General features: G+C 43.1%; 24 protein-coding genes. 12 read left to right on the top strand and 12 right to left on the bottom strand.

Features of this window, described 5'->3' with window-relative positions; all coding sequences use genetic code 11:
- Nucleotides 1–21 precede the first annotated feature (21 nt).
- A complete protein-coding gene (locus tag G548_RS0115100; RefSeq protein ID WP_022794988.1) occupies nucleotides 22–1395 on the bottom strand; it encodes a glycosyltransferase family 2 protein in 1374 nt (457 codons plus the stop codon).
- Between the two features lie 354 nt (nucleotides 1396–1749).
- On the bottom strand, nucleotides 1750–2064 hold the full coding sequence (locus G548_RS0115095) for a thioredoxin family protein (RefSeq protein WP_022794987.1): 315 nt from the start codon (nucleotides 2062–2064) through the stop codon (nucleotides 1750–1752).
- A gap of 328 nt (nucleotides 2065–2392) precedes the next feature.
- On the opposite strand from G548_RS0115095, the gene G548_RS0115090 reads away from it, so the two are divergent.
- From G548_RS0115090 to G548_RS0115075, 5 genes are all read left to right on the top strand, one after another.
- Nucleotides 2393–2983, top strand: coding sequence for an AraC family transcriptional regulator (locus tag G548_RS0115090; protein ID WP_022794986.1), 591 nt, complete (start codon nucleotides 2393–2395; stop codon nucleotides 2981–2983).
- Nucleotides 2984–3142, top strand: a complete 159-nt coding sequence (locus tag G548_RS19730) for a helix-turn-helix domain-containing protein (protein WP_084687379.1) — start codon at nucleotides 2984–2986, stop codon at nucleotides 3140–3142.
- Between the two features lie 32 nt (nucleotides 3143–3174).
- Nucleotides 3175–3474 carry a hypothetical protein gene (locus G548_RS0115085; protein WP_022794985.1) on the top strand — a complete coding sequence of 100 codons (300 nt, stop codon included), beginning with the start codon at nucleotides 3175–3177 and terminating at the stop codon, nucleotides 3472–3474.
- 19 nt (nucleotides 3475–3493) lie between these two features.
- Nucleotides 3494–3724: a hypothetical protein gene (locus G548_RS0115080; protein ID WP_022794984.1), complete on the top strand. Its 231-nt coding sequence runs from the start codon at nucleotides 3494–3496 to the stop codon at nucleotides 3722–3724.
- A gap of 131 nt (nucleotides 3725–3855) precedes the next feature.
- Complete coding sequence (locus G548_RS0115075; protein WP_022794983.1) at nucleotides 3856–4536, top strand: Crp/Fnr family transcriptional regulator; 681 nt, start codon at nucleotides 3856–3858, stop codon at nucleotides 4534–4536.
- Nucleotides 4537–4596: 60 nt separating this feature from the next.
- Here G548_RS0115075 and G548_RS0115070 read toward each other — a convergent pair whose 3' ends face one another.
- The 6 genes from G548_RS0115070 to G548_RS0115045 form a co-directional block, all read right to left on the bottom strand.
- A complete protein-coding gene (locus tag G548_RS0115070) occupies nucleotides 4597–4842 on the bottom strand; it encodes a DUF3006 domain-containing protein (protein WP_022794982.1) in 246 nt (81 codons plus the stop codon).
- Nucleotides 4843–4852: 10 nt separating this feature from the next.
- Entirely contained in the window at nucleotides 4853–6076 is a 1224-nt protein-coding gene (locus tag G548_RS18425; RefSeq protein ID WP_022794981.1) for a helix-hairpin-helix domain-containing protein, read from the bottom strand.
- 215 nt (nucleotides 6077–6291) lie between these two features.
- Nucleotides 6292–7395, bottom strand: coding sequence for an oxidoreductase (locus G548_RS0115060; RefSeq protein ID WP_022794980.1), 1104 nt, complete (start codon nucleotides 7393–7395; stop codon nucleotides 6292–6294).
- Between the two features lie 194 nt (nucleotides 7396–7589).
- Nucleotides 7590–7904, bottom strand: coding sequence for a thioredoxin (trxA, locus tag G548_RS0115055; RefSeq protein WP_022794979.1), 315 nt, complete (start codon nucleotides 7902–7904; stop codon nucleotides 7590–7592).
- A gap of 84 nt (nucleotides 7905–7988) precedes the next feature.
- Entirely contained in the window at nucleotides 7989–8420 is a 432-nt protein-coding gene (locus G548_RS0115050) for an OsmC family protein (protein WP_027847467.1), read from the bottom strand.
- A gap of 826 nt (nucleotides 8421–9246) precedes the next feature.
- Complete coding sequence (locus G548_RS0115045; protein WP_022794977.1) at nucleotides 9247–10359, bottom strand: S8 family peptidase; 1113 nt, start codon at nucleotides 10357–10359, stop codon at nucleotides 9247–9249.
- Nucleotides 10360–10546: 187 nt separating this feature from the next.
- Here G548_RS0115045 and G548_RS19090 point away from each other — a divergent pair, with 187 nt between their 5' ends.
- On the top strand, nucleotides 10547–10720 hold the full coding sequence (locus G548_RS19090) for a helix-turn-helix domain-containing protein (RefSeq protein WP_084687381.1): 174 nt from the start codon (nucleotides 10547–10549) through the stop codon (nucleotides 10718–10720).
- A gap of 189 nt (nucleotides 10721–10909) precedes the next feature.
- Here G548_RS19090 and mqo read toward each other — a convergent pair whose 3' ends face one another.
- Complete coding sequence (gene mqo / locus G548_RS0115040; protein WP_281163414.1) at nucleotides 10910–12424, bottom strand: malate dehydrogenase (quinone); 1515 nt, start codon at nucleotides 12422–12424, stop codon at nucleotides 10910–10912.
- Between the two features lie 170 nt (nucleotides 12425–12594).
- The gene (locus tag G548_RS0115035) at nucleotides 12595–13320 is read right to left on the bottom strand and encodes a FadR/GntR family transcriptional regulator (RefSeq protein WP_022794975.1); all 726 of its coding nucleotides are present in this window, start codon (nucleotides 13318–13320) and stop codon (nucleotides 12595–12597) included.
- A 366-nt stretch (nucleotides 13321–13686) separates the two neighbouring features.
- On the opposite strand from G548_RS0115035, the gene G548_RS0115030 reads away from it, so the two are divergent.
- From G548_RS0115030 to G548_RS0115010, 4 genes are all read left to right on the top strand, one after another.
- Complete coding sequence (locus G548_RS0115030) at nucleotides 13687–15273, top strand: L-lactate permease (RefSeq protein ID WP_022794974.1); 1587 nt, start codon at nucleotides 13687–13689, stop codon at nucleotides 15271–15273.
- Nucleotides 15274–15662: 389 nt separating this feature from the next.
- Nucleotides 15663–16364 carry an aspartate/glutamate racemase family protein gene (locus tag G548_RS0115025; RefSeq protein ID WP_022794973.1) on the top strand — a complete coding sequence of 234 codons (702 nt, stop codon included), beginning with the start codon at nucleotides 15663–15665 and terminating at the stop codon, nucleotides 16362–16364.
- Nucleotides 16365–16382: 18 nt separating this feature from the next.
- Nucleotides 16383–16757 (top strand): DUF488 domain-containing protein, encoded by a 375-nt coding sequence (locus tag G548_RS0115020; RefSeq protein WP_022794972.1) that lies wholly within the window; start codon nucleotides 16383–16385, stop codon nucleotides 16755–16757.
- A gap of 389 nt (nucleotides 16758–17146) precedes the next feature.
- Entirely contained in the window at nucleotides 17147–17539 is a 393-nt protein-coding gene (locus tag G548_RS0115010) for a hypothetical protein (RefSeq protein WP_022794970.1), read from the top strand.
- A gap of 993 nt (nucleotides 17540–18532) precedes the next feature.
- On the opposite strand, the gene G548_RS0115000 is transcribed toward G548_RS0115010, so the two are convergent.
- Both G548_RS0115000 and G548_RS0114995 read right to left on the bottom strand, forming a co-directional pair.
- On the bottom strand, nucleotides 18533–18799 hold the full coding sequence (locus G548_RS0115000; protein ID WP_022794968.1) for a Txe/YoeB family addiction module toxin: 267 nt from the start codon (nucleotides 18797–18799) through the stop codon (nucleotides 18533–18535).
- Nucleotides 18792–19040 carry a type II toxin-antitoxin system Phd/YefM family antitoxin gene (locus G548_RS0114995; RefSeq protein WP_022794967.1) on the bottom strand — a complete coding sequence of 83 codons (249 nt, stop codon included), beginning with the start codon at nucleotides 19038–19040 and terminating at the stop codon, nucleotides 18792–18794. The genes G548_RS0115000 and G548_RS0114995 overlap by 8 nt, the downstream gene beginning before the upstream one ends.
- 409 nt (nucleotides 19041–19449) lie before the next feature.
- Between G548_RS0114995 and G548_RS18420 the strand changes: the two genes are divergently transcribed.
- Nucleotides 19450–20511: a tyrosine-type recombinase/integrase gene (locus G548_RS18420; RefSeq protein ID WP_022794966.1), complete on the top strand. Its 1062-nt coding sequence runs from the start codon at nucleotides 19450–19452 to the stop codon at nucleotides 20509–20511.
- Nucleotides 20512–20670: 159 nt separating this feature from the next.
- Nucleotides 20671–23331: an N-6 DNA methylase gene (locus G548_RS0114985; RefSeq protein WP_027847465.1), complete on the top strand. Its 2661-nt coding sequence runs from the start codon at nucleotides 20671–20673 to the stop codon at nucleotides 23329–23331.
- Nucleotides 23332–24223 lie beyond the last annotated feature (892 nt).

Here is a 24223-nt window from a genome sequence, read left to right as displayed (position 1 = left end):
TCTCAGGCCGCCCCTTTGTATTTAATATTTCTTTCTGGATTCAGTCGGTGCTGCCTGCAGGTCGTAATGGTTTCCCGTGCGGGAGACTTTTTTCCAGTCTTTGTTGAAAAAATAAGCGATGCTTCCATACATGACAAAATACATCGTGATAAACCGGTGCACGAAGACGTCAAAGACAATGGTCGCAAGCAGGCGGAGGCGGTCGCCTTTGCTAAACGTAAACCCGTAATGGTTCACCTGGCGGAGGGCGAGCATATTATAGATGAAATTAAACACGAATATGTAGCTCATATAGACGACGATAAAGCCGACAAAGACAAACGCCATGTTCAGGAATGCGTTGGCGACAAAGAAGCCGGCAGTAACGTAAGCAGCTAAAATGCCAACGACTAAGGACTCAATAATATAGAAAAAGGATACCGCCTTTGTGACGAGCGTCCGGGCAAAAAACGTACGAAAGTGCACGAGGCAGTCCATGTAGGATTTCTGCCACCGGATCCGCTGCTTAAACAGGTCCTTCCACGTTTCCGGCAGCTCGGTATAGCTGATCGCCTCGGTCAGCAATAAAACCTTTTTGTTTTTCTGCCTGCCGATATAGCGGTGGATTTTCAGGGTGATATCGATATCCTCTCCCACCGAGGACCGGTACCCGCCGACATCAAGCAGGGCATCCTTGCGAAAAATACCAAAAGCGCCCGAAATAATCGCGAGCGCCTGAAAACGGGCCAGCGACAGCTTGGTGACGTAGAATGCCTTCAGAAAATCGAGCATTTGGACCCGGAGCAGCATGCTGGTGCCTGCGAGGGTGAGCTTCCGTAATGGCGAGGCGGTTTTGGTCTGCAGGACGTGTACCATGCCGCCGGCGGCCACCACATCCGGATCGGAAAATTTGTTGTTGATGATGGGCAGCGCCTCCGGCGTGAGAACCGTATCAGCATCCAGGGTCACCACGACCTCTTCTGCGGCGTATTCAATACCGGCGTTCAGGGCGTCCGCTTTCCCGCCGTTCCTTTTTTGGATGACGTAAATGTTCGGATGCAGCGACGAGCGGTACACCGCTTCCACGGGCTGATGAGGGAGAGAACCAAGGGCTTTTTTCTCACAGATGTGCAGGCCGAGCTCTTCGTTCAACAGCATAAAAGTATCGTCCCGGGAACCGTCATCGATGTAGAGAACTTCGGCTGTTTCCGCATCCAATGCCGTCATACTCTGAATGGAGGTACGGATAATGCCGGCCTCATTGTAGGAGGGAATAATAATGCTGATGCCTGTCCGGCCTCCGGGGGCCGCCAACTGTCGTTCATCCGTTTCCCGGAACCAGGGAAGGCAGTGGAGCAGGTGCAGCACAGGGAAGAATAAACATAAGCAAAAAAAGATGATAAAAAATAATTGCAAGGGACTGAACCTCCTTCGTTCTTCATTATACGGGTCGGGATGGCCGAATGGGGGACCAGAAATTTTTCAGAGAAGATACTGCTGTTTTCTAAATAAAGAAACAAAAGCTTTGCTAAAAAGAAAAAGAGTTGGGGAAATGCCTGTGATGAAAGGATTTAAACTTGTTTTATCGTTATCAGCACATCATCAAAAGGAAAAAAGTAGGAAGGGGATGTATCAGGAAAATTAAGGCTATAATGTATACGTGTAGAGGTGGAATAAGAGCGAAAGAACCACGATAGCCTTCATCCTTGCGAAACGAAAAGAGAGAGCCAGGGAGCGGCGAACGTTCGGTTCCCTCTTCATTCCTCCCAATTACCTTTGAATATGAGGTTTCAAGTAATCGATAATTTCCGGAGAAGAATGAAGCCCTTCCAGACGTTCGAGGATGTGGCCCTGGCGTAAAATCAGCAGGGTAGGCAATACGTTCACTTCAAACTCTTCAGTAAGATGAGGGGATTTCTGCACGTTTATCGGGAAAATCGCCACCTGTTCCTTCATTTGTTGATGCACCTTATCTAAAATGTAGGGCAGCCGATGGCATGGCGTACACCACGGGGCCCAAAAGGAAGCTAATACCACCGAAGCTTCGGAGTCCCTGATATCCTGTTGGTGATCTCCATCGTTCATTATATAAAGCCTCCTGAAATAAGAATGCTATGTGAATACTATCATAGAGGAAATCTAGTATAAATAAAGATGAAAATGGAAAAAGAAAACATTTACGAGGCTTCATTGATATAAATAATGATAAATTAATAGAACAGCGCTCATTCTACGTGGGGAGGATCAGCCAAGCGTTATGAAAAAGAAAGATGTTTTTAATAGCAAAATTATTTAATATTAATAATAATGATTGTTTATTAACAGTTTTTGAGCAATGATTGATAGATATCAAGGAAGAGATGTTGTAGATTAAGGAAAGAGAAAAAATATATCAAGTAAAGGACCGTTCCCCATGACCACCAATTATGATCGCTTCCGTTCCCTGTACGAGCAGGAAATAGAAAAAATGGCCCGGGAGAAAAATGAGGGCCTGGTAGAGTTATATATGGCACAAAACCGGTTTTTTGATCGTATCTTTCGAAGCCGGAAACGGGAAGCCAAAGAAGCATTAGCAACGATCTACCAGATGATATCGTTGGAACCAGATAAGGAGAAACGATTCCAGGTGCTCCAGCAGTATTACTTTTTTCTCGTCGGAGGATTTTTGGATCGCTACACCCAGACCTTTTCGTACGACAAAAAAGCATTGGCGGCGTCGGTGGCGCTGATTAATGTCATGGAAGCATGGGAACAGGAAAAGGATTTTGAGGAAGGCATTGACGTGCTGGTCGACGGGATGCTCGACACCATGTGGAACGAAGACATCCGGACCTACAACAACCCCATTATTTCGAAGGTGATTACCATTGTGGAGCAGCAACTCTACCATCCACTAAACACGGAGATCCTCGTCCGGCAGTTGAAAAGGTCCCGCAGTCATGTATCCCGGTTGGTGAATGAGGAATTGGGCATGTCCATATCCAACTATATCACCTACAAATGAATTCAGGAGGCAGCGTATTTGTTGCAAACGACTTCCGCGTCAGTAAAAGTCATTGCCCGGCAATTGCGGTTTTCCAGTCCCAGTTACTTTGGCGTATGCTTCAAAAGCATCTATGGGTGTACGCCCAGGCAGTATCGTACCTTTGCCACCCAACAATAACAAATTCATGAAGCAAAGAAAGGGAGAAGCCAATGGCCGTATCGTTGAAAAGCTATAAAATTCAAAAAGCCGTGCGCCGTTTGTCGAAAGAACTGCATCAGGACCTGGAAGGGGCGTTGATGCATCAGGAGAAGGTATTTCTGTCCATGGGTCACCACGAACGCCGCCGAATAGAACCGCATCTTCAACTCCTTCAAGAAGCAGGCGCCGCTTATTTTTGGGAAGTGACCGATCAATTAGCGATCAGCAAGGAAGAAGTGCTCTATGTGGGTATTGCTGCGGATGGGTTTAACAATCACATCGATAAAACACAGCTGTGCGAGAATGCATAGGAAGTAACAGGGGGAGTGTATGCACACGCAACGTTTGAAACAAGTAGTGATAAGCTGCCTGGTCTCTAGCAAGCATGAATGGGAGATGTCGGCATTAGGGCGTGAAGTCTCAAAGAGAATGTCCTTTCCCGTTCATGCTAAAGAAATCAGTGATGCCGTGGAGCAATTAGAGCGAGCAGGGACGGTTCAAAAAATGAAATCTTCATCTGGTTCCCTGGCCGTGAGAGTATTAACACGGGAGCAGGAATAATATGTATATTCCAGGAGTGCCCTTTGATTCGAAAAATACCCTTCGGTGTCTGGGTAAAAATCGATAAACATGATGAAATGAGCTATATTGGTTGCAAAGGTATGATATCGATATAAAGAAAGAAGGGGACCATGGACAAGCGTTCGATGATTTCTCAAATTAGTTTATTCGAAGAATTGACGAAGGAAGAACTACAGACCATTGATCACCTAAGTGACATGCATCGGATCAATAAAGGGACGGTCATTGTTTCCCCGGAACGACCCATTCCAGCTCTGTTTTTATTAAAACAGGGACAGGTGCGGCTGTATCGGATGAATCCTCAGGGTCGGCAGTTTACGGTGGATATTTTGACGAGTGGAAATATTTTTGGAGAAACAGATTCCATGACGTTAACAGACGAAAATGTCTACGTTGAAGCCATGGTGGATACTTGTGTCTGCGTTATTAACGTGGAAGCGTTCGAATCGTTCATGGAGCGACATCCCAAGATTGCGCTGAAGCTGATCAATATTCTATCGAACCGGTTGAAAGAAACGTATTCGATGAGTGAAAAGATCGAGTTATCGGATGTGAAGCATCGGATTTTGTTTCTACTGTTAAAGTTGAGCGAAAAGGAGGGGAAACGGTATCATGAATGGCAGACCATTGATATGAAATTAACGCATGCTGATATCGCAAACATGATAGCATCCACCAGAGAAACGACGAGTGCGGTTCTCAGCGCCCTAAAAAAAGAAGAAGTAATTAAACAGGGAGACGTGATTTCGATCCATGCTGATAAAGCGTACCGTCTTTTAGAGGAGGTATAAAACAGAGGGGGCAGACCAGTTTTTGGCCTGTCCCTCCTTTTTTGATGTTTGTAATGATCGTTATCTTTTGTTTTTCAATTTGTGGAGAAGCGACCGGGCCTTTTCTTTTTTGATTTCAGTTTCTTCGGTTTTTAACATGACTGAGTGAATGGAACCGTTGCTATTCCATTCGATTTCGACGACATCGCCTTCTTTAAGCCCATTTGGCATCTGTTCTCTGTCTATTTCCCTTTGCACGGATTCATCACCAGCCAAAAGAAGAATCGCAAGAGTTCCTTCCAATCGGTCAACGGTGTATTTTTCCATTTAACCCCTCCTAACCAAGTGTAATGTCTGGACGCATTTCTTCGATGGTGGCAGGGCCAATATAAGGGACATTATCAAGCTCTTCCATGGATTCAAACGGTCCATTTGCTTCTCTGTAATCCAAGATGTTTTGAGCAAGTGTCGGTCCCACCCCTGTGATTTCCTGTAACTCTTCGAAGCCGGCAGTATTTATGTTAACCAATTCTTGCGCTGGATCAGTGTCTTCCTCTGTTCCATCCCACGGTTGAGCGTGAATGTCGTAATGGTTTCCTTCAGTCGTTACCGTGATATGTCCACTATCATCGGTACTGAATAAATCCGTGTCATGAACACGCAAACGTTCCATAACATCCGGGTCCGGATGTCCATAGTTATTATCGCCATAGGACAGCACAGCTGCTTCCGGATCAACGGCATCCACGAAGGACGAACTCGTGGAAGTATCAGCTCCGTGGTGGCCGGCCTTCAAAATCTCCGCTTCCACGTCGTATTGTTCTAGTATTTCCTCTTCATTCTCCTCGGTGGCATCTCCCATGAACATCACATCTATATCTTTATAAGAAACGCGCAATACGATAGAGGATTCATTTAAATCACTACTTTCATTATACCCGTTTAAAATTTGAACTTGCGCCAGCGGGGCCACATCTACGTCGTCTCCCTCCTGAGCTTCCACAAAGTTAATGTTTTGTTCGTCAATAACTTCTAAATAATCCAGGTAGGTGTCCGTGGTGTGCTCTTTCCCGCTATCGAGTACGTTTTTCACTTCCACTTCTTCAAGGACTCCTATGAGCCCGCCAATATGATCCGCATCCGGATGGGTCCCTACGACCCAGTCCAGCTCATCGATTTCCTCTTTTTCCAGATAAGAAAGAATCGTATCGGTTTCCCACTGGCGGCCTCCATCAATCAACATCGTTTCTCCCGTTGGAGACTCTACGAGCATGCTGTCCCCCTGGCCAACGTCCAAAAAATGAATGGTCATTTCCTCGTCTTCAGGCTCTGTGGCATGGGCTGAGAGCACGGAAGAAGAAAGGTAGGTTATATGATTGTTTGACAGCAGGGGAGGGACATCCAAATAGTCCGTGATGCCGTTTTCTGTTTGGGTGGTGACGGCTTCATCAGAGGATGCTGCAAGGGTGTGTTCCTTCGTTTTTGTTTCTGCCGAAGCCTCGTCCGGGACGAATAGCAACATAATAAGCACGGAGAAGAACATAGTACGTACCTGTTTCATCCATCAATTCCTCCTTTTAACAAATGGGTATTTTTCTAAATTTTAACACTTTTAAACAAAGAGGCATATCAAAAGCAGGAGACTTTATCAGGAGAGGAATGATGTCATTCAGTAACTTCATCATTCACCTCGTGGTAAACATACCACAAGCCCTTAGGCAGGAATGAACCCAAGGGCTTGTGGTGTGTTTTGGTGCTTTTCTTTTGTTATCAATCTTATTCGGACAAAGTCATCTGTAGTTCATGATGTTTGATTTCCGCCTGCGGAAGGAGGGTAGCAGCAAAGTCAAATGCAACTAATGATTTTCCATGAGCAATCTTATTAGGCAGGTCGGGGTTTGCTAACGCGCTAGTTCCAAGAGCGACAACATCCGCATCGCCAGCCGCAAGTAATGCCTGAGCTTGTTCCGCATCGCCTAGCCCGCCATTGACGATAATCGGCAGCTGGCTGAATGTTTTTGCTGCCTGGGCCAAGGTCCGTGTCCTTTCACCGAAAGCAGATTGCGTCGCATCGCTATCGGTGACATGAATATAGTCTAAGGAAGTAGCGCCAAGTTGTTCAAAGATGTACTGCGCGTCATTTTCTCCTCCGGACCATTTGTAGTCGGGATCCGAGACTTTGATTTGAGACATACGGATGCCGACAATAAAGTCGTCTCCGACGGCTTGGCGTACAGCCCTGATAGTTTCGAGGAAGAGACGCAGGCGGTTATCGAGCGAGCCGCCATAATCGTCCTGGCGCTGATTCATGTACTCGGTTAGAAATTCATCAAGCAAATAACCATTGGCGCCGTGAATTTCGACACCGTCAAATCCTGCCTGTTTGGCACGCTGAGCACTATCAACAAAGGCCTCTTGAACTTGAGCTATATCTTTATATGATAACGAACGAGAGGCTGGGAAAGGACCTTTTCCACCGTAAAATTCAAGCTGCTCTCCTTTGGGTGCGATCCCGGAGGGGGAAATACGTTCATCCGTATGCATGTTACCTTGACTCTGGCCCCCGGCATGCATCAATTGGGCAATGATAACCGACCCGTGAGCCTGTACGGTTTGAACGATAGGACTCCAGGCTGCCACGTGTTGATCCTTCGCGAGTCCAGGCTGATGATAATATCCCTGGCTATAGCGTTCATCAATGTATATGCCTTCGGTAATAACGGCGCTAAACCCTCCGCGGGCAAAACGATCATAATACTGCTGCATGGCTTCTGTGGGCACGCCATTTGTTTCGGCACTAATACGGGTCATGGGAGCGACCACAAACCGGTTGTATAGTTTTCTATTTTTCAATTGAAATGGTTGAAATAATGTCGACATGAATATTTAACCTCCGATGAAATGATAATAAATCCAATGGTAAAAGTTGACCATCCTTTAGGCAAGAAATTTGTTTATAGTAAATGTTCTAAAAACGAGTATAAGCAAACTATATAATTGGAAGAAAAGAAATACCCCCATTCGTTTTTATCCTGCGAAACGAACGAGGGCATTTAAATGTTAGGGATTTCGCTCTAGGTGTATTTTTGAATGTGATTCATTAATTGTTCCTTTGGTTGAAAACCAACGATTTGTTCCACCACTTCTCCATTTTTAAATAGAAGCATGGTGGGAATACTCATCACGCCGTATTCGGCGGCAGTAGCCTGATTTTCATCGACGTTAAGTTTAGCAATGGTCACTTGCTCACCCATTTCTTCATTTATTTCTTCCAGAACGGGTGCAATCATTTTACATGGTCCGCACCAAGGAGCCCAGAAATCGGTTAATACGACCCCTTCGGATGTTTCTTGGTGAAAGTTGCTATCTGTTACATGAACAATAGCCATTTGAAATCTCTCCTTTGTCAAAAACGTGAACATCGAAAGCGATAGAATCAGCTATCGCTTTCTTTCTTTTTTGTTTCGATTACTTTATGCTTTCGTCCAGGTAGCCTGCATGTCGACATCGGCCGCGGCCATCGTGGTGAAGACCGGGCAACGGGCATCGACTTTTTCTTGAAGTTCCTGGATGCGTTCCTTGGATTCGCTCGTATGGACTTCTGCGTTGACCGTGATGCGTTGGAAATACGGACGGGCATCGCCTTTCCCCATCATGCCGTTGGGGTCGAGTTCCCCTTGCACGTCAAACTCGATGCCCTGCAGGTCAAAATCGATTTCTTTGGCCACAAAGTTGGCAATGGCATTTTCACAACCGGCCAAGGAGGCAAGCAGCGTGCCGAGCGGATTGGCGCCTTCATCGGTGCCTCCCATGTTAGCTGGTTCATCGATGACAATTTTATGATTTGCAGAAGTGCTCTCGGTGTTCATGCCTTTCGAGACCGCAGTAATGTGTTCGATCATCATAAATTCCTCCCATTCTGGTCTGATGAATCCGTTGATGCTAATGGTGAAATTACCAGGAGCCAATTAGTTGAAACCAGGGGTGTAAGATAGATTACATTGTTTCTTCGGGGATTATTCAAGCCTGGTCCCTGCCAAAATCTATGCAGATCTATTTGTATTATAGGAAAGTAGAAGTAAAAAAGATGTAAGATGGGTCACGGACCCTTTACGATTTACCAGACAGAAGCGGAGCCATTATTTGGCGGGCTCTCGAAAGTAGGACGTGATGCCGAGGAACGATAAAAATAAAGCTGCAATAAAGAAAAATACAAAAGTGTTGCCTGAAACAATACTGGTACTAGGAGAACTGTAGGCAAAAATGTACGAACAAGGCTGATTTTGCCTTGTTCGTAAGGCAACTGCATAAAACATCCATCATACAATGGCTCTCACACGTAAACTATCCACTTTTCAGCACCCCTTGCTTCTTTTACAGGGAGCAAAAGCCCTCTCACAGTCTATAGAAACCAGCGAAATGTTAGTTCAGGACTTATAACAGTCAGTGGGTATGTTTCGATCATGTTGCGCACTGGGTTCCTCAAGAAGCCCAGCAAGCATTCGTGGCAGAAATCGAGCAGTTTATATAAGTGCTATTTATCTCGAAAAGAATCAGTCCCCTTAGTGAAATTGATCCTAAGATACAGACAAAGGCCTCCAAAATCCATTTTCGGAGGCCTTTGTCTTATAATCTGACCCTTGAAGGTCTTTGTGCAAAGACCTCCAAGGATTTGTAACCAACAAACATTTGTAATAGTTAAATAGTAGAAAACGAATATTGATAAAGTAATTATTCACTCTCAATAGCTTCTGGCAAATCTATAATACCATTTCCGTAATAGAATGAATCACCTGCTGGATCGGCAGTGTTGTTTAATTGGAGACGTATTTCTTCATTCGATAGAGATGGATTTTGGTCTAACATAAGGGCCGCGGCGCCAGAGACGTGAGGAGCAGCCATCGAAGTGCCGCTGAGAGTGGCATAGTTCTGCCCGGGATAGGTGCTTGTGATCGATGAACCCGGGGCCATGACTTCTAATTCCTCTCCGACACTAGAAAAGGAAGAACGATCTTCATAGCGGTCAATCGAGCCAATAGCCATCACAGAATCATAACGTGCGGGATAACCTATCGTGTTATTAGCGCCATCGGTTCCACTATTTCCAGCGGCTCCGACCATGAAGATACCTTCCTCTTCAGCATTATCGCTTGCCATTTCCAAAGATTCAGCCCCGCTAGCCGTTCCAAGACTCATATTTACAATGTCCATATCGTTAGAAATAGACCATTCAATTCCTTTGATAATAGTACTAAGAGAACCGCTGCCACTACTATCTAAAACTTTAACAGCATGTAACTGCGTATTATTAGCCACTCCAATCAGCCCAGAGCCGTTATCTAAAGCAGCGATAGTGCCGGCGACGTGAGTTCCGTGGCCATTACCATCTTCAAAAGGAGAAGGTTCATAAGAAATAAAACTTTCTCCTCCAGTAACAGTTAAATCAAAGTGGTTGTCACTAATGCCAGTGTCTAAAACAGCCACATCTGCGCCTTGGCCCGTTATGCCTGTCTCTTGAATAGAAGGGGCTTCTACGTAATCTACGCCCCAAGGAATATATTCCGCAGAAATCTCGACATCTTTATTTTTCTCCACAAATGCTACATTGGGATTGTTTTCGAGAGCCTGGACAGCTTTGCTTGGTATATTCATTTCGAGGACATTCATATATTGAAATTCATGTTCGACCGAGCCAATACGGGAAGCAATATCCGTTTGCCTGTTTTCCCCGACACCTGTTTCAAACCCAACTAAATACTCGCCCTTGTCAGCTGAAGCTTTAACTGTACTCCCTATAGAGACGAATAATAACGCTGCTAAAAGACTTATCCCCCACGTTCTCATGTTCTTCCCCCTAAAATGTATTTGTTCTAGTTTGAAGGATAATTTTTACATTTCAACCAAAAGAGAGACATTGAAGAAGAAAGAGCTATTGATTTCGAGAATGGACTCAGGTCTTTCTTTGGATTTTCTATTATTTAATGATAAGAACTATTACTATTATAATTATCTATAAATATAGTTAATGTAAATATATGCAATAATAAGTGTAAAATCGGTCACGGCCATTGCGTATCGCACCGGGTTTTCGAGCGCGAGCCATTTTATTAGCATCTTCCGGTCCTCGATGCACATGACTCCGCTGGCATATCGCAAGAGTCTTGATCGCGTAGCTGTTGAGGAAATGGCAGGAAATAACGAATGATCGCTTGTGAAGGAAAAGCGCTACTTCGCCAACTAGATGGTCTATTACCGCGATGACTTTCACTTCAACATAGAAAGGCTATTTTGGTCTATCTTTTTTGAAGAACTCAAAAAAAGGAAGCATCAGCGTATCGAAGGGCGCTTGATGCTTCCTTTCTATCGTCATTTTATTGGTATGATGAAGGTTTGTTTATGATTTAGGTGTCGTCAGTCCGAGGGTACGCGAGGTGGAGTCGTGTACCATATCAAGCAGCTCAGGGTTATCCTCAAGGGACTTGCCGTAGGACGGAATGATTTCCTTCAGCTTCGGCTCCCACGCCTCCAGGTGCTCGGGGAAGCATTTGTTCAGCACTTCAAGCATAATCGACACGGACACGGAAGCGCCCGGCGATTCACCGAGAAGAGCCGCCATCGTGCGGTCTTCGGCATGAATCAGCTTGGTGCCAAACTGCAGGGCCCCGCGGCCGCCTTCCTCGGTATCCTCAATCAGCTGCACACGCTGGCCGGCGACGAGAAGCTCCCAGTCTTCACTGGAGGCATTCGGCACAAAGCTTCGCAGCTCCTCCATCCGGTGTTCCTTGGTCATGCTCAGCTGCTGGGCGAGATACTTGAGCAGCGGGGTATTCTTTGCGCCGGCTGCTAGCATCGTCAGCACGTTTGTCGGCTTGACTGAGCCAAACAGGTCCATCGGCGACCCCTGCTTCAAAAACTTGGGCGTAAATCCGGCGAACGGGCCGTACAGAAGTGTATCCCTGCCTTCGATATGACGCCGGTCCAGGTGCGGCACCGTCATCGGGGGAGTGCCCTCCGGTTCTTTGCCGTACACCTTGGAATGATGCTTTTGGACGACCTCGGGATTATCACAGACAAGGAATTCGCCGCTGATCGGAAATCCGCCGATATGCCTGCTTTCGGGAATGCCGGTTTTTTGCAGCAGCGGCAGGGCACCGCCGCCGGCACCGATAAAGGCGAAGGACGCCGTATGCTCTTCAAGCGTTTCCAGTTGATGGTTTCGAACCTTCACTTCCCACGTGCCGTCTGGTCGCTGGGCAATATCGTCGACGGAATGATTGTAGCGGATCTCGACATTATTTTGCTTCTCCAGGTTGGCAAGCATCTGGCGCGTCAGTTCCCCGAAATTGATATCGGTGCCGTGATCGACCTTCGTGGCCGCGATCGGCTCGTCGGAGTCACGCCCCTCCATCATTAACGGAATCCACTGCCTGATTTGCTCGGGGTCGTCGGAAAACTCCATCCCCTGAAACTGGGGATGGCCGTCGAGGGCCTCGAACCGTTTCTTCAGAAAGTTTACGTGATCCTGGCCGTACACAAAGCTGATGTGGGGCAGGGGACGGATAAACTCTTCCGGGTTTTGAAGGTCGCCCTGGTCCACGAGATGCGCCCAGAGCTGTCTTGAAATCTGAAACTGTTCATTAATTTCGACCGCCCGGCCGGTCTTCAGAGAGCCGTCCGGCTGCTCGGGGGTATAGTTCAGCTCACAGAGAGCTGCGTGCCCGGTACCGGCGTTGTTCCATTCATTCGAGCTCTCCTGTCCGGCGGAATCGAGCTTTTCGAACAGAGTAATGTGCCATTCGGGCGCTAATTTATTTAACAGTGTCGCAAGGGTGGCGCTCACGATGCCGGCGCCGATCAGAATGACGTCGGTCGTTGTGTCATAATTACGCATCGTTTTCCTCCTTTGGATAATGCCACAAGTTGAGTTTATACAGAAAATAAAGCTTGCATGCGTTTGTGATGCTAAGACTGAACGTATTTGTTGGGTTATTGATTGTCGAGCCAATCCTATCTCTTGATGGCTGTCCTTGGCTTTCCGCTGAACCCAAGCAATGAAGGCAGAAACGCATGGTAGATCGTCTACACGTTTCGATGTTTCATCCCTTGAGACAGCACATGCTCCACATTGATGAGGTGTCTGCTCATGGCTTCGACAGCTGCTTGGGCCTGGTGGTCTTCGATGGCATGAAGGATTTGTTGATGTTCGTCAATCAGGTGTTGAAAGGAGCGTTGTTCGAAAAATAGCCATACCTTTCTGGTTTCATACATGGTTTTTTGCAAGGTATCGGAAAGCCGACTCATCATTTGTTGGAGGAGGTGATTTCCGGAGGCTTCAGCAATGGCTAGGTGGAAACGAACATCGCCCTGTTCGCCGAGATCCCCCGAACCGTTGGACGCCTGCGTCATTTGTTCCAGCGCGAGACGCATTTGTTCCAGATGGCTATCTGTCCGTCGAAGCGCAGCCAGTTCGGCAGCTCCTTTCTCCAGCACATGACGGACTTCAAATAGCTCTTTCATGGTTTGTGTCGAAAGAAGGGAAGGACTGTTCATCATTTCCGTGATGGTGGAAGCATCGTACTGGTTCACAAAAGTGCCTTCTCCCTGGCGAATCGTGATAATGCCGACGGCTCGTAACGCACTTAACGCTTCCCGAACGGCGGAACGGCTGACATCGAACTGTTCCGAAAGCGCAACAACAGAATCCAGTTTATCCCCCGGTTGTATTTCTCCACGTTTGATCATGTCTTCAATTTTTTCTCGAACCACTTCAGCGATTTTTTTCGTTTCAATCCGTTCGATAGGCACTAATAGCTTCTCCTCTCGTGAATACTGGGATGAGATCATCCTATGCTCTTGATCATTGGTATGTCAGCGTTGGACGCACTCCGTCACCTTAAGCAAAGCAAAAAACGCTACCTATTTTATTTTCTATAGATATGGTCATCAGATGAGAAGCATGCATTCATTGTATCATTAGTAGAAACCGCTTTCAATTATTAAGCTGTTTTTTGAACAGAGAACCATAAAAAAGCATCTTTTGGTCATAAAATATATTGCAATTATGAATGTAAGCGGTTACTATGTGAAATATGGTCATCTGATGATCATATTACCTTATTCTTGATGAGCGTTAAGAGCGAAAGCATCATGTTTCAAAGAGGAGGAAATCAAATGTTAATGATCGTGGCCTTAAGCGCCGTAATTGTTCCATTTTTGCTATTGGTCCTGCTGCGAATGCCAGCAATTAAAGGGATGTCCATTAGTGCCGTTATTGTCATTCTATTAGCGATCACCGTGTGGGGGATGGAAAGCCAGGTGGTTGCTTCGTCGATCCTCCAGGGCGTACATAAAACGTTGACTATTTTATTCATTTTGTTTGGAGCTCTGGTTCTTTTGAATACTCTCCGGAACACGGGGGCGGTGAATCGCATTAATCAGGGCTTCCAAAGTATTTCTCAGGATATGAGGGTCCAAGTGATCTTTGTCGCCTTCTTGTTTGGGTCGTTAATTGAAGGAGCAGCAGGGTTTGGCACCCCGGCGATGGTGACGGCGCCGTTAATGCTCGCGCTGGGTTTTAAGCCCTTGGCAGCGGTGGCGACAGCTCTCATTGCTGACAGCACTGCCGTTGCCTTCGGAGCGGTAGGAACGCCCGTGTTGGTCGGCTTAAGCACATTACCCGAAGCGGATGCTGCCTTTTATCAGGATGTCGGTTTTACGGTCACCCTCATTGATTTATTCGCGGGCACGTTTATTCCTTTTATCCTGATGCTCGTTTTGACGTTGTTTTTCGGTAAAGGGAAAGGTATCAAGGACGCTATGGTAATGCTACCTTGGACCCTGCTTATTGGGATCACCTATAATGGATCCGCACTAGTATACGCCTATTTGTTTGGCCCGGAATTTGTAGCGATTCTTGGTTCGTTAACGGGCCTCGTGGTGGCCGCAGTGACCGCTAAAAAAGGATGGTTGCTGCCGACGTCTACATGGACCGATGCTATGCAAGAGAATTTCGAGGTGAGTCACGAGCGATCCGAGATGGGATTAATCCGGGCGTGGTTTCCGTATATCATAGTGGTTCTCTTATTGCTTCTCACCCGTATTGTTCCTTGGTTTCAGGAATTCACCCAGACCGCCATCGACTTAACCTGGACGAATATTTTGGGGGTGGAAGGGGTCACGTCGGAGTGGGAGCTACTTTATTCTCCCGGCACCGTCCTCACGGTCGCGGCCATCTTGGCCGTCGCCGTTCAGCGAAAATCGCTGGGCCACTTTGGTCGGGCGGCCACACAGTCGTTGGCTACGATTAAAATTACCGCTGTGACCCTGGCAGCCACGCTTGCCATGGTTCATGTGTTCAGTAATTCCGGGATGAATGCGAGCGATTTGATGAGTATGCCGGAGTACATCGCGCAGGGGATGGCAGCCGCCTTCGGCCCGATGTGGATCTTTGCTGCTCCGTTTCTCGGGGAGCTGGGGTCTTTTATCACCGGAAGCGCTACCGTTTCCACGCTTACGTTCTCCCCGATTCAGTACAATATCGCAGAGGCCACGGGCGCGAATGTCCACGTGGTGCTTGCTGCCCAGCTAGTGGGAGCCGGCGCGGGAAATATGATTTGTGTGCATAACGTAGTCGCTGCCAGTGCAGTCGTAGGGATGCAGGGAGAAGAAGGAAACGTTATCCGAAAAACCTTGGGACCAGCGCTCCTGTACGGGATCCTGGTCGGTATTGGCGGATTCATTTTGATGAGCATCTTGTAAAACGACTAATGGGTTGAAGTTGGACACTGATACCAACTTTAACCCATCTCTTTATCAAAATTCATATGCATGTCGTCGCTTCCAAAGATCCTTTCATCTTCAATGCCTTCTTTTCCCTGCGAACCTTTTATATAATGGAACTCAAAGAAAGTATCCCTTTTCTACGACTTATCGAACAGAAGAGGTGATTTTATGTTATTAACAATCGAGTTATTATAACTACTCTAAAATATTGGAATAGCCAAAGCAATAGCACTGATAAAATCTTGAATGACAACGTAGTAGCCTACTACCATAACAGCAGCCAGAAGAGGAGGCCACACACAAAATGTGTTAAAATATATATTAACAATATATATTTTAACACATTTTGTGAAGGAGGAGAAAAAATGAAACAAATAGGTATTATCGGCGGCCTCGGGCCGGAATCTACGGTGGAATATTATCAATCCATTATTAACAAGTTTCAGGAAAAGAAGGACAGTCTTCAGGTGCTTCCGGAACTGTACATTAACAGTATTAATATGTACAACATTTTTACGTATATTTCGGAAGAACGTATGGATGACTTGATTGAGTATGTGGGCAACGCTGCCCGGAAGCTTGAACTATTGGACGTCGATGGGATCATTATTGCTGCAAACACGCCACATCTTGTATTTGAGGAAGTGCAGAAGCAGGTTGAAGTGCCGATGCTCAGCATTGTTGATGCAGCGGTGGAAGCAGCAGAAAATCAGGGTGCCGAAAACATTGGGCTGCTTGGTACAAAGTTTACAATGGAGCAGGATTTTTTCAAGAAACCTTTCACAGAAAAGATGAAAAATATCTATGTGCCAGATGAAAGCACGCAGCAGTATTTACATGAAAAAATCGTCAGCGAGCTTGAGAATGGTATCGTAAATCCTGAGACGAAAAAGGAATTTGAGCGGATCACCAGGGAAATGATCGAACAGTATAAACTCGATACCGTAATCCTTGGCTGCACTGAACTGCCGATGATTCTCTCTGAAAAAGATTTTTCGATTCCGTTTTTAGATACAATGCAAATTCATGTAAATAAAGTCGTAGATTTTATGTTTGAAGAAAAATAAAGCAAGGGGAGGAAAGTGATGGCCATTCAGTTGAAGAGAATTTACGAAGAAGCAAAAAAAGAAGATGGGCACCGGGTTTTAGTTGACGGCGTGTGGCCGCGGGGAATAGCAAAGGACAAAGCCAAAGTAGATGAATGGGCCAGGGACGTTGCTCCTTCCAAGCAGCTGCGGCAATGGTTCTCCCATGATCCAGAAAAATTTGACGAATTTAAAGAGAAGTATAAGCAGGAGCTTCAACAGAGTACTGAACAGGCTGAAGCTCTCGATCAGTTAAAGCAGACCGTACGTGAGCAGAACAAGCAGGTAACGCTCGTGTTTGCTGCAAAGGAAGAAACGTGTAATCATGCCCGGGTCCTAAAAGAAATACTTGACCGTCAGCCGAAGGATACTTAAAGAAGAAGAGGTGACAACGATGGAGGAGTATGTGGGCCAATGCAGGGAATGCGGCAAAGCCATTTACTGTAGGAACGGGTTTTTAGAAGGCGTTCACGAGAACGGCCGGCTGTATTGCTTTGAATGTTTCGAGGCAAGATAATTTTTGTAGTAGTTTAAAGTCTTATACTGGGAGAGCCCTTTTTCGTAAATGCAACTAATGCATTTCGCTAAAAGGGCTTTTTTTTATCATTAACGAAATATTTTCTAAACTTTCTTCAGAGTCCTTTTTAATCTCAATGGCCTTAATAGTTGTGATTTTTGTCACTGCTAATAGGTTTCCAAATAGTATATCTTGAGAGTAACCTAGAGGTGAAAATTAGTTAGGTGCTACTAAAGGAGGAAACATTATGTCCGGGCCAGCATTACGAAAAGTGGAAAGCCATTCTTCTATTCATGAAGCAGCTTTAACGGAAGCCAGTGAATTAACAGAACTGCTGGAAAGTCTCGTATCGAAAAATGACAACGATAAAGCCTACCAGATACAAACAAGCTTGTTAGGTTTCTTATATGCCACTGAAGCCTCGTGGGCGAGTGTAGGGTATATTGGTGCTACTGTGTGTCAGGGGCTGCTTAGCATTTTGGTAATAGTAGGGTATCTTAAGGCGATTAACTATAATTATCATCTAATCTTGGAAAAAACGCATCGTATTCCTCGTAAGATCACAGTTCACGGGTGTTCAGGAACACGGCGATCCTTTTTAATGATCCCTGATCTGTTTAAAAGGAAAAAGAATACTTGAATATTAATCTTTACTGTTTTAACTTAAGACTATTTTGTTCCGGCGATTTTTATGTCCAATTAAAGAGAGGAAGTATACCAGTAGAAAAAAGCCTCTCCCATCTTTTGGCGAAAGAAAACTATTTAATGTAAATGGAAATTTTTCTTTAACCATTCTGTGAAATAGTTAAGGAATAGAAGCTGAGAACAACAAACGCATAATCAGTGTTATCTTTTTTTGCCTATATGTTTCTTTCGGTTTTCGGTGCTCTTTTAATATTAAAGTTCTAGCGATAATAACTGGTAGAAAACAAACAGCATAAACGGTTATACTAAATACGTTTATTTTTGTCCTCCCGCACAATGCATCGATGATTTTAACCGTCCTTAATTATCGTTATACCTAAGTTACTACAAAAAGACTGTATAAAATTTCATGGACCGTATTAGTTCTATAAATTTTAATTAAAAGTAAACATTAGACACAGGCATTTTCTCATTTTGTAGCGTGTTATAATAGCGTTTGTCGTCCATTCCTTTCAGGCGAACATCGTTTGAAAGAGGGTGTAATGGTGCTTTATTTGTTGTTGCAGGATCTTTTGTTCCTGATCCTCGTGTTAATCATAGGGAACAGTTTCGTTTATTGGCTAAGTAAACAGAAGAAATAGTGAATGGGCGGCGATTAGCCCACAAAAAACCCCTGGGTAGTGACGTACCCAGGGGTTTCGTGTAACGATGCTTTATTGTTGTTGTACATTCATCTTAACATAAAAACACTATTGTAAAAAGAAGTGAATATAATGACATGATTGCTTGTATGAATAAGATTGGGTGATTTTTGGTATGTAATACGTTTAGCAAAATCCGTCATTGAATTTTTATTTCCATAATTTAACTTATCAAAAAGTACGCTTTTTGAGAGGGTTTTTCTTGTCACGCAAAAAAAGCTTCCTGGAAGGGACCAGCAAGCCTTTCTCTTTTACTAATTATAAAAAAGTTTTTCTACGTGCTTAATCTAATAATAGTATCTGCAAGCAATTATACTGATTTGTGTTTCATCCACGGTATACACCAGGCGATGCTCGATATCAATACGACGACTGTAAAAGCCGGCTAAATTTCCTTTTAATTTCTTTGGTTTCCCAATACCGTCCAACGCCCCGTCTCGTTCAATGCTTTTAATCAGTTGGTTAATTCGTTTGAGCGTTTTTTTATCTTTGGTCTGCCAGTATTGGTAAGCCTGAAACGCATGATGGGTAAATAAGACATTCAACTTACTCATCGATATCGACAGTCGTGGTTTCTTCCTGATTTAATTGATTGATGGATTCCGATAGATGTTTGGCGTTGCTCGGGTTGTTTAACAGGTAGATGGTTTCAAGGTATTGATTGTATTCGTCTTCTGAGATGAGCACCGCGTTTCGTTCTTTGGTTGTGATGGTAACGGCTTCTTGGTCGTCGTTGACTTTATCAATCAATCCCTTAAAGTTTTTTCGTGCATTGGAGTAATTCATGACGGTCATTGTTATCATCTCCTTTTTTATATTGTACAATTAAATGTACAATTTGTCGATAGCTTCTCATGCAGCTTTCTTCTTAACGAACATTTGAATTTTTATCATTGAAAAAGCAGAAATTTATAAGGTGGTGGATAAATGCGTCAAAAACCATCAGTAGTCCTTTCAAAACCCTGTGGAAACTTTCTGGTATGTATCATAAGTGTGGCGGACATTATGAGAGGTTTTCAAAGTACCTTTATTCTATAATTAAACAATTACGTTTACATAAACGTAATTGTTTAATTCATTGGAAGACCTTATTATTTGTATTTTTAACCAACTATACACCCTCTGAGCATGATAAAATAAAGTCTAAAGAAAGCTTCAATTTCCTTAGGTTTTGGAATAAGAACAACAATAGGGAGGGCGTAGAATGAACCACCTTATTTTACCAGGACATCAAACCCAAGCTCTTTCATTGGAAAAGTCTCATTCGTTTCTGGATAGCGACTTGTATACAGATATTTCTTCACAAGGTTTCGAAGGGGTTGAGTGGGAGCAAATTCCTGATGAATTTTTGATGTACATCTATTTACATAAAAACAATACGCTGCGTAAACAGCGAAGCGAACGAACAAAGCGCAAATATTTAGAAACGCTTGTCCCATTTCTTACTTATGTGCAAGAGTTCGGAGGATTAAGAGAAATTTCTGCGCAACGTATTTATGCGTATCAGCTATATCTTGAGCGAGAGAAGGGATATAAGGCGAGCACATTGGCTCGTCATAGTACGGTCATTAAACAGTTCCTGAGATTCCTCATGCAGGAAGACATGATAAAAACAGACTTGACGACCAAAATGGCGCCAGTTGCTCAACCGAGAGACGAGCTAGTAGACCGGGACCTTCATGAGCACGAAGTTCAGCAATTACTCTCTTATTTCAAACAAAAAGATTCATTTGCTTACACGTTGTTGGTTGTTCTGACGAGTACAGGTATGCGGATTGAAGAATTGGCCAAAGCCAAGTGGCGTGATCTGGAATGGCGCTCGCCTGAAGGAGCCTTCTTTCTGCATATTACGGGAAAGGGCGAAAAAGAGCGGCCGATTTTTCTTTTCGCCGATGTGTTGCGTATTCTCCAGGACTTCCGGAAAGAACGGGAAATGATCACAGAGACCTTTACAGGAGACTCTGCGTTCTTTCCAAAGAAAAATGGTGGACATTATCATGTAAACTACTTAGGGGATCGTTTCAGTAAGCTCATGGCTAAAGCACCGTTTCCTTTTGTCCAGCATCGCCAGGATCCAATCACGCCGCACACGTGCCGGCACTATACAACATATTACATGTTAGAGCATGGGGCTGATCTTGCATCGGTTCGTGATATGCTAGGGCACGCCTCGATCAGAACGACGGAGCGGTATCTCCTTCGGAGAAGAAACTATGGGGAGCATGCTGGATTGAAAGTAAATACAAGCAGTTTCACGAGTTATTAGTATGATCAAACCATTGGAACACGATAAAAAGAATACAGAAATATATCTAAATACTTCTTTATGTAAAGGTTTTGCTAGTGTTATTCGTTAACATAGTAATGACGGAAAGAAACTATGATATATTAAATTAGATAGAAATATAGGTAGGGAGGCTCGTAATTGAGTGCGGAAGAGCTTGGTCAAAGAAACTATACAAAAAATGGTGAAAAATTCGGTGAGTATGAATTTTATAATATAGGCGCTACAACTATAAAAACATTACGTGAATATAAAATTATTCCTAATAAGAGTTATGAAGGTGTATTAAGCAAAAAACCTGATGGTTTGGTCGTGGATCGTAATGGAGATAATGTATCTGTGATCTTAGTAATTGAAAATAAAGATATTAGTGAATTTAATACCCCAGAAAAAAAAGACAAAGCTATTCAACAATGTGTACATGATTATTGTAAGCCTCTTGGGGCGAAAATTGGAATAGTAACAGATGGTGAAGAATTTTTGTGGATAAATCCTCAAAAAGAAGATGCAGATTATGAGAGGATTCATCGAGAAGATGGTTACGATTTAGTAGCGGAATTTCGGTGGAGTAACGAAAATGAAATTTCACAATCAATTGATCTTTTAAAGAAAGTATTGGATGATGTATCTTCCACTAATTCTCGATTAATTAAAGAAGTCTTACAAAATCCAGCAAGATTGGCTGATAGAGTCTGGCAAACAATTTGGTTAGCTAGCGGTGAGAACCCTGATGCTTGCTTAGCGACATTCGTAGAAATATTCACTTTCAAATACCTAAGTGACTTGGGAGTTCTTGTTAATAATAATTTAGGGACCCCAATTAGTTTTTACGATGTCCTAGATAAAGAGAGGGACAAGTCTCTTCGTTTTTATGAAAATCAAGTCAGGAGTCATATAAAAGAATTGTTCCCTTCTAGTGAAGAAGATGGAACTTCTGTTATTAATGGGATGATATTAGATCCAGAAGTTCTTGAACATAATTTATTGTTTTATAAAATTCTAAAAGAGTTTGAAGCTTTTGGGCAATTAAAGGCGATTGATCCGGAGTTTAAATCGCGGTTATACGAAAATTTTCTTAAAAAGAGTATTTCCCAAAAAAATTGGGGCCAATTCTTTACTCCCCGAAATATTGTCAAAGCTATTGTTGAAATGAGCGAGATTGAAAAGCTTGGTAACGGTTCTAAAGTACATGATCCAGCTGCAGGGGTAGGGGGATTTGTATTAGAGCCAATAGTTAGTAAAAGAAATACTGATTTTTACTTTGACGCCAACAAGCTAGTTAGTAAGCTTGATTATTCTGGGTTTGATAGAGATAAGAAAACTGTCATCCTAGCGAAAGCAAATATATTATTACATTTAAATGAACTATTAAGACTTAATCCTAATAAAACTCAAGAATTTGCTAAGATGTTTAACAATATATTTAAATCTAAACATACTTCAGTCTTAGGAACTCTTTCAACCACTCCTTTAGAAGAATATGACTTAATAATGACAAATATTCCTTTCGTGATGACAGGGACTAGTAAAATTAAAGAATTTATAAAGGATAATGGAATCTTAAGACAATACTATCCTATAAATGCTACCGGTGTTGAAGGTCTTTTTTTAGAGCACATAGTCAAGAGTTTGAAAAAAAATCGAAAAGCTTATGTTATTGTGCCAGATGGTATTCTTAATAGGTCAACTGATAGTAAACTAAGAAGATTTATACTAGATAATTGTTTTCTTGAAGCAGTAATTTCACTACCAGAGAATGCATTTTACACTACTCCTAAAAAAACCTATATCCTTGTACTTAAAAAGAAAGAGGATAGAACTGTGGTACAAACAGATCCTGTTTATAGTTATTTAATTCTTAATACGGGGGAAACTTTAGATTCAAAAAGATTTGAATGGGATAATGATTTACCAGAAATGGTCCGTTTTTATAAATATTTCAAAGCTGATAAAAGTAATTTTGAATGTCCAAATTTACAAACTAAAGTATGGTCTATAGATAAATTCCATCCAGACACTCATTGGAGCGTTGATCGCTGGTGGCCAGAAGAAGAAAAAATTGAATTAGGATTGTTAGAAAAAAAATCTCTTACTACGTTAAATGATTTCTCAGATTCTTTAGAAGAAGAGAGACAATTGTTAAAAGCGGATATTGAGAAACTAAAAGAGATGGAAATAGGTTCACCACAACCAAAAGCTACTGTTACGATTTCATTAAATGATCCAAATTACTTTAGTTTATTCATAGGAAAAAGAGTTTTAAAGAGAGACATATTTAATATATCTAGTGGAACAATACCAATATACAGTGCCAATGTACACGAGCCTTTTGGTTCTCTAAATACTTCTAACATAAGTGATTTTAACAATGACTTTGTTTTATGGGGTATAGATGGAAATTTCGATTTTAACGTGATAAAAAGAAATACCTCGTTCGCTACTACAGATCACTGTGGTTGCATCAGAATTATTAATAATGATATTGATGCAGAATATATGTATTATTATTTGAATTGGATTAAAACCGCCCAAGGGTTAGATCGCCAACTTCGAGCTAGCTTAAGAAATATGAAAAAAGTCGAGTTAAAATTCCCTGTGATGGTTGACGAAGAAGGAAACCCAAAAATTTTAGAATTAAAAAGTCCGGATGGCTCAAGTACTGGTGATTTTGTTTACGAACTGGATTTAACTACACAACAAGAGATAGCTGAGCATTATAGAACCTTTCACGAAGTTAGGGATAGTATCCGCACTAGAATTTCGAATTTAACTATTAATGATATTCCTCCCTTATCGTTTTAGTTTAAATAATAATAACATTATTTTCTGAAAGAGGTTGTCTCGTTTTTAAACTATAACCCGAATGGTGGACACGATAAAAAATGTCCATCATTCGGGTTTTCTTTAAGTTTGTCGAGCACGAACTTGAGCTGAAGACCATTGGAAAAATCAGCCCAAACGGTGCCTCCAGCGATGACGACAAACTTATGAGCCTTGACCTGAAAGAAGAACACTGGGCAAGCCTTTCCGATTAGGGGTCTTATTTATGCGCCCTGGCCAGTGTTAGTCGAAGTGAGTGACCCGATAAAGGAAATTCTGGCTTATGTCGTTCTACCTCCATGGCGATGAATCTGGTCTATAACGCCTAGGAACGACTGCAGAATTAGTCGGAAGCTATCATTCTATGACCTGACGTGACAACTGCTGGGAAAAGCTTCTATGTATCCTTCTTTGGAAACTTCAAAGATCTGATAAACCTCCCGATCCTCTGCACATCTTCAACCAACTAAAACGAAAGATGGCGGTGGGAATTAAAAATAATGATCCAGGTGCACTGCCGAGATCATCTTTTAGTGGCCTAAGCTCTTTTTATTCATTTTTATAGGTTACAATTCATTTGGGTTAATTCCTTTTTATTATAAGATAATTTAAAATGAAATAGTTAACACTAGAAAGCATTTTTTGTGCTTATGTTTTAGATAACTCAACTTTTACGGTATTTTTAAAACCAATTAAACAGCAAATTTGAATACATATACATTATAAAAAAATTATTATATATCAATATTATGACGAACGTTATTGTTCATTAAACGAAAGGGACCGTCAATAATTTTGTGTAAACGGCTGTCCTTTTCCAGCCGGGAAGTTAACCCTGCGGTCGGAACATGTCTTCCAATTGATGTTGGGCCTG

Source organism: Marinococcus halotolerans DSM 16375 (assembly GCF_000420725.1).
GTDB classification, from domain to species: domain Bacteria; phylum Bacillota; class Bacilli; order Bacillales; family Marinococcaceae; genus Marinococcus; species Marinococcus halotolerans.
This window is presented reverse-complemented; position numbering and strand designations above follow the sequence as displayed.

Bases quoted from the DNA above. Each gene is read 5' to 3' on its own strand.
- G548_RS0115095 (WP_022794987.1), bottom strand. From the start codon at position 2,064: ATGAACGATGGAGATCACCAACAGGATATCAGGGACTCCGAAGCTTCG.
- G548_RS0115090 (WP_022794986.1), top strand. From the start codon at position 2,393: ATGACCACCAATTATGATCGCTTCCGTTCCCTGTACGAGCAGGAAATA.
- G548_RS0115085 (WP_022794985.1), top strand. From the start codon at position 3,175: ATGGCCGTATCGTTGAAAAGCTATAAAATTCAAAAAGCCGTGCGCCGT.
- G548_RS0115080 (WP_022794984.1), top strand. From the start codon at position 3,494: ATGCACACGCAACGTTTGAAACAAGTAGTGATAAGCTGCCTGGTCTCT.
- G548_RS0115075 (WP_022794983.1), top strand. From the start codon at position 3,856: ATGGACAAGCGTTCGATGATTTCTCAAATTAGTTTATTCGAAGAATTG.
- G548_RS0115070 (WP_022794982.1), bottom strand. From the start codon at position 4,842: ATGGAAAAATACACCGTTGACCGATTGGAAGGAACTCTTGCGATTCTT.
- G548_RS18425 (WP_022794981.1), bottom strand. From the start codon at position 6,076: ATGAAACAGGTACGTACTATGTTCTTCTCCGTGCTTATTATGTTGCTA.
- G548_RS0115060 (WP_022794980.1), bottom strand. From the start codon at position 7,395: ATGTCGACATTATTTCAACCATTTCAATTGAAAAATAGAAAACTATAC.
- trxA (WP_022794979.1), bottom strand. From the start codon at position 7,904: ATGGCTATTGTTCATGTAACAGATAGCAACTTTCACCAAGAAACATCC.
- G548_RS0115050 (WP_027847467.1), bottom strand. From the start codon at position 8,420: ATGATGATCGAACACATTACTGCGGTCTCGAAAGGCATGAACACCGAG.
- G548_RS0115045 (WP_022794977.1), bottom strand. From the start codon at position 10,359: ATGAGAACGTGGGGGATAAGTCTTTTAGCAGCGTTATTATTCGTCTCT.
- G548_RS0115030 (WP_022794974.1), top strand. From the start codon at position 13,687: ATGTTAATGATCGTGGCCTTAAGCGCCGTAATTGTTCCATTTTTGCTA.
- G548_RS0115025 (WP_022794973.1), top strand. From the start codon at position 15,663: ATGAAACAAATAGGTATTATCGGCGGCCTCGGGCCGGAATCTACGGTG.
- G548_RS0115020 (WP_022794972.1), top strand. From the start codon at position 16,383: ATGGCCATTCAGTTGAAGAGAATTTACGAAGAAGCAAAAAAAGAAGAT.
- G548_RS0115010 (WP_022794970.1), top strand. From the start codon at position 17,147: ATGTCCGGGCCAGCATTACGAAAAGTGGAAAGCCATTCTTCTATTCAT.
- G548_RS0115000 (WP_022794968.1), bottom strand. From the start codon at position 18,799: ATGAGTAAGTTGAATGTCTTATTTACCCATCATGCGTTTCAGGCTTAC.
- G548_RS0114995 (WP_022794967.1), bottom strand. From the start codon at position 19,040: ATGACCGTCATGAATTACTCCAATGCACGAAAAAACTTTAAGGGATTG.
- G548_RS18420 (WP_022794966.1), top strand. From the start codon at position 19,450: ATGAACCACCTTATTTTACCAGGACATCAAACCCAAGCTCTTTCATTG.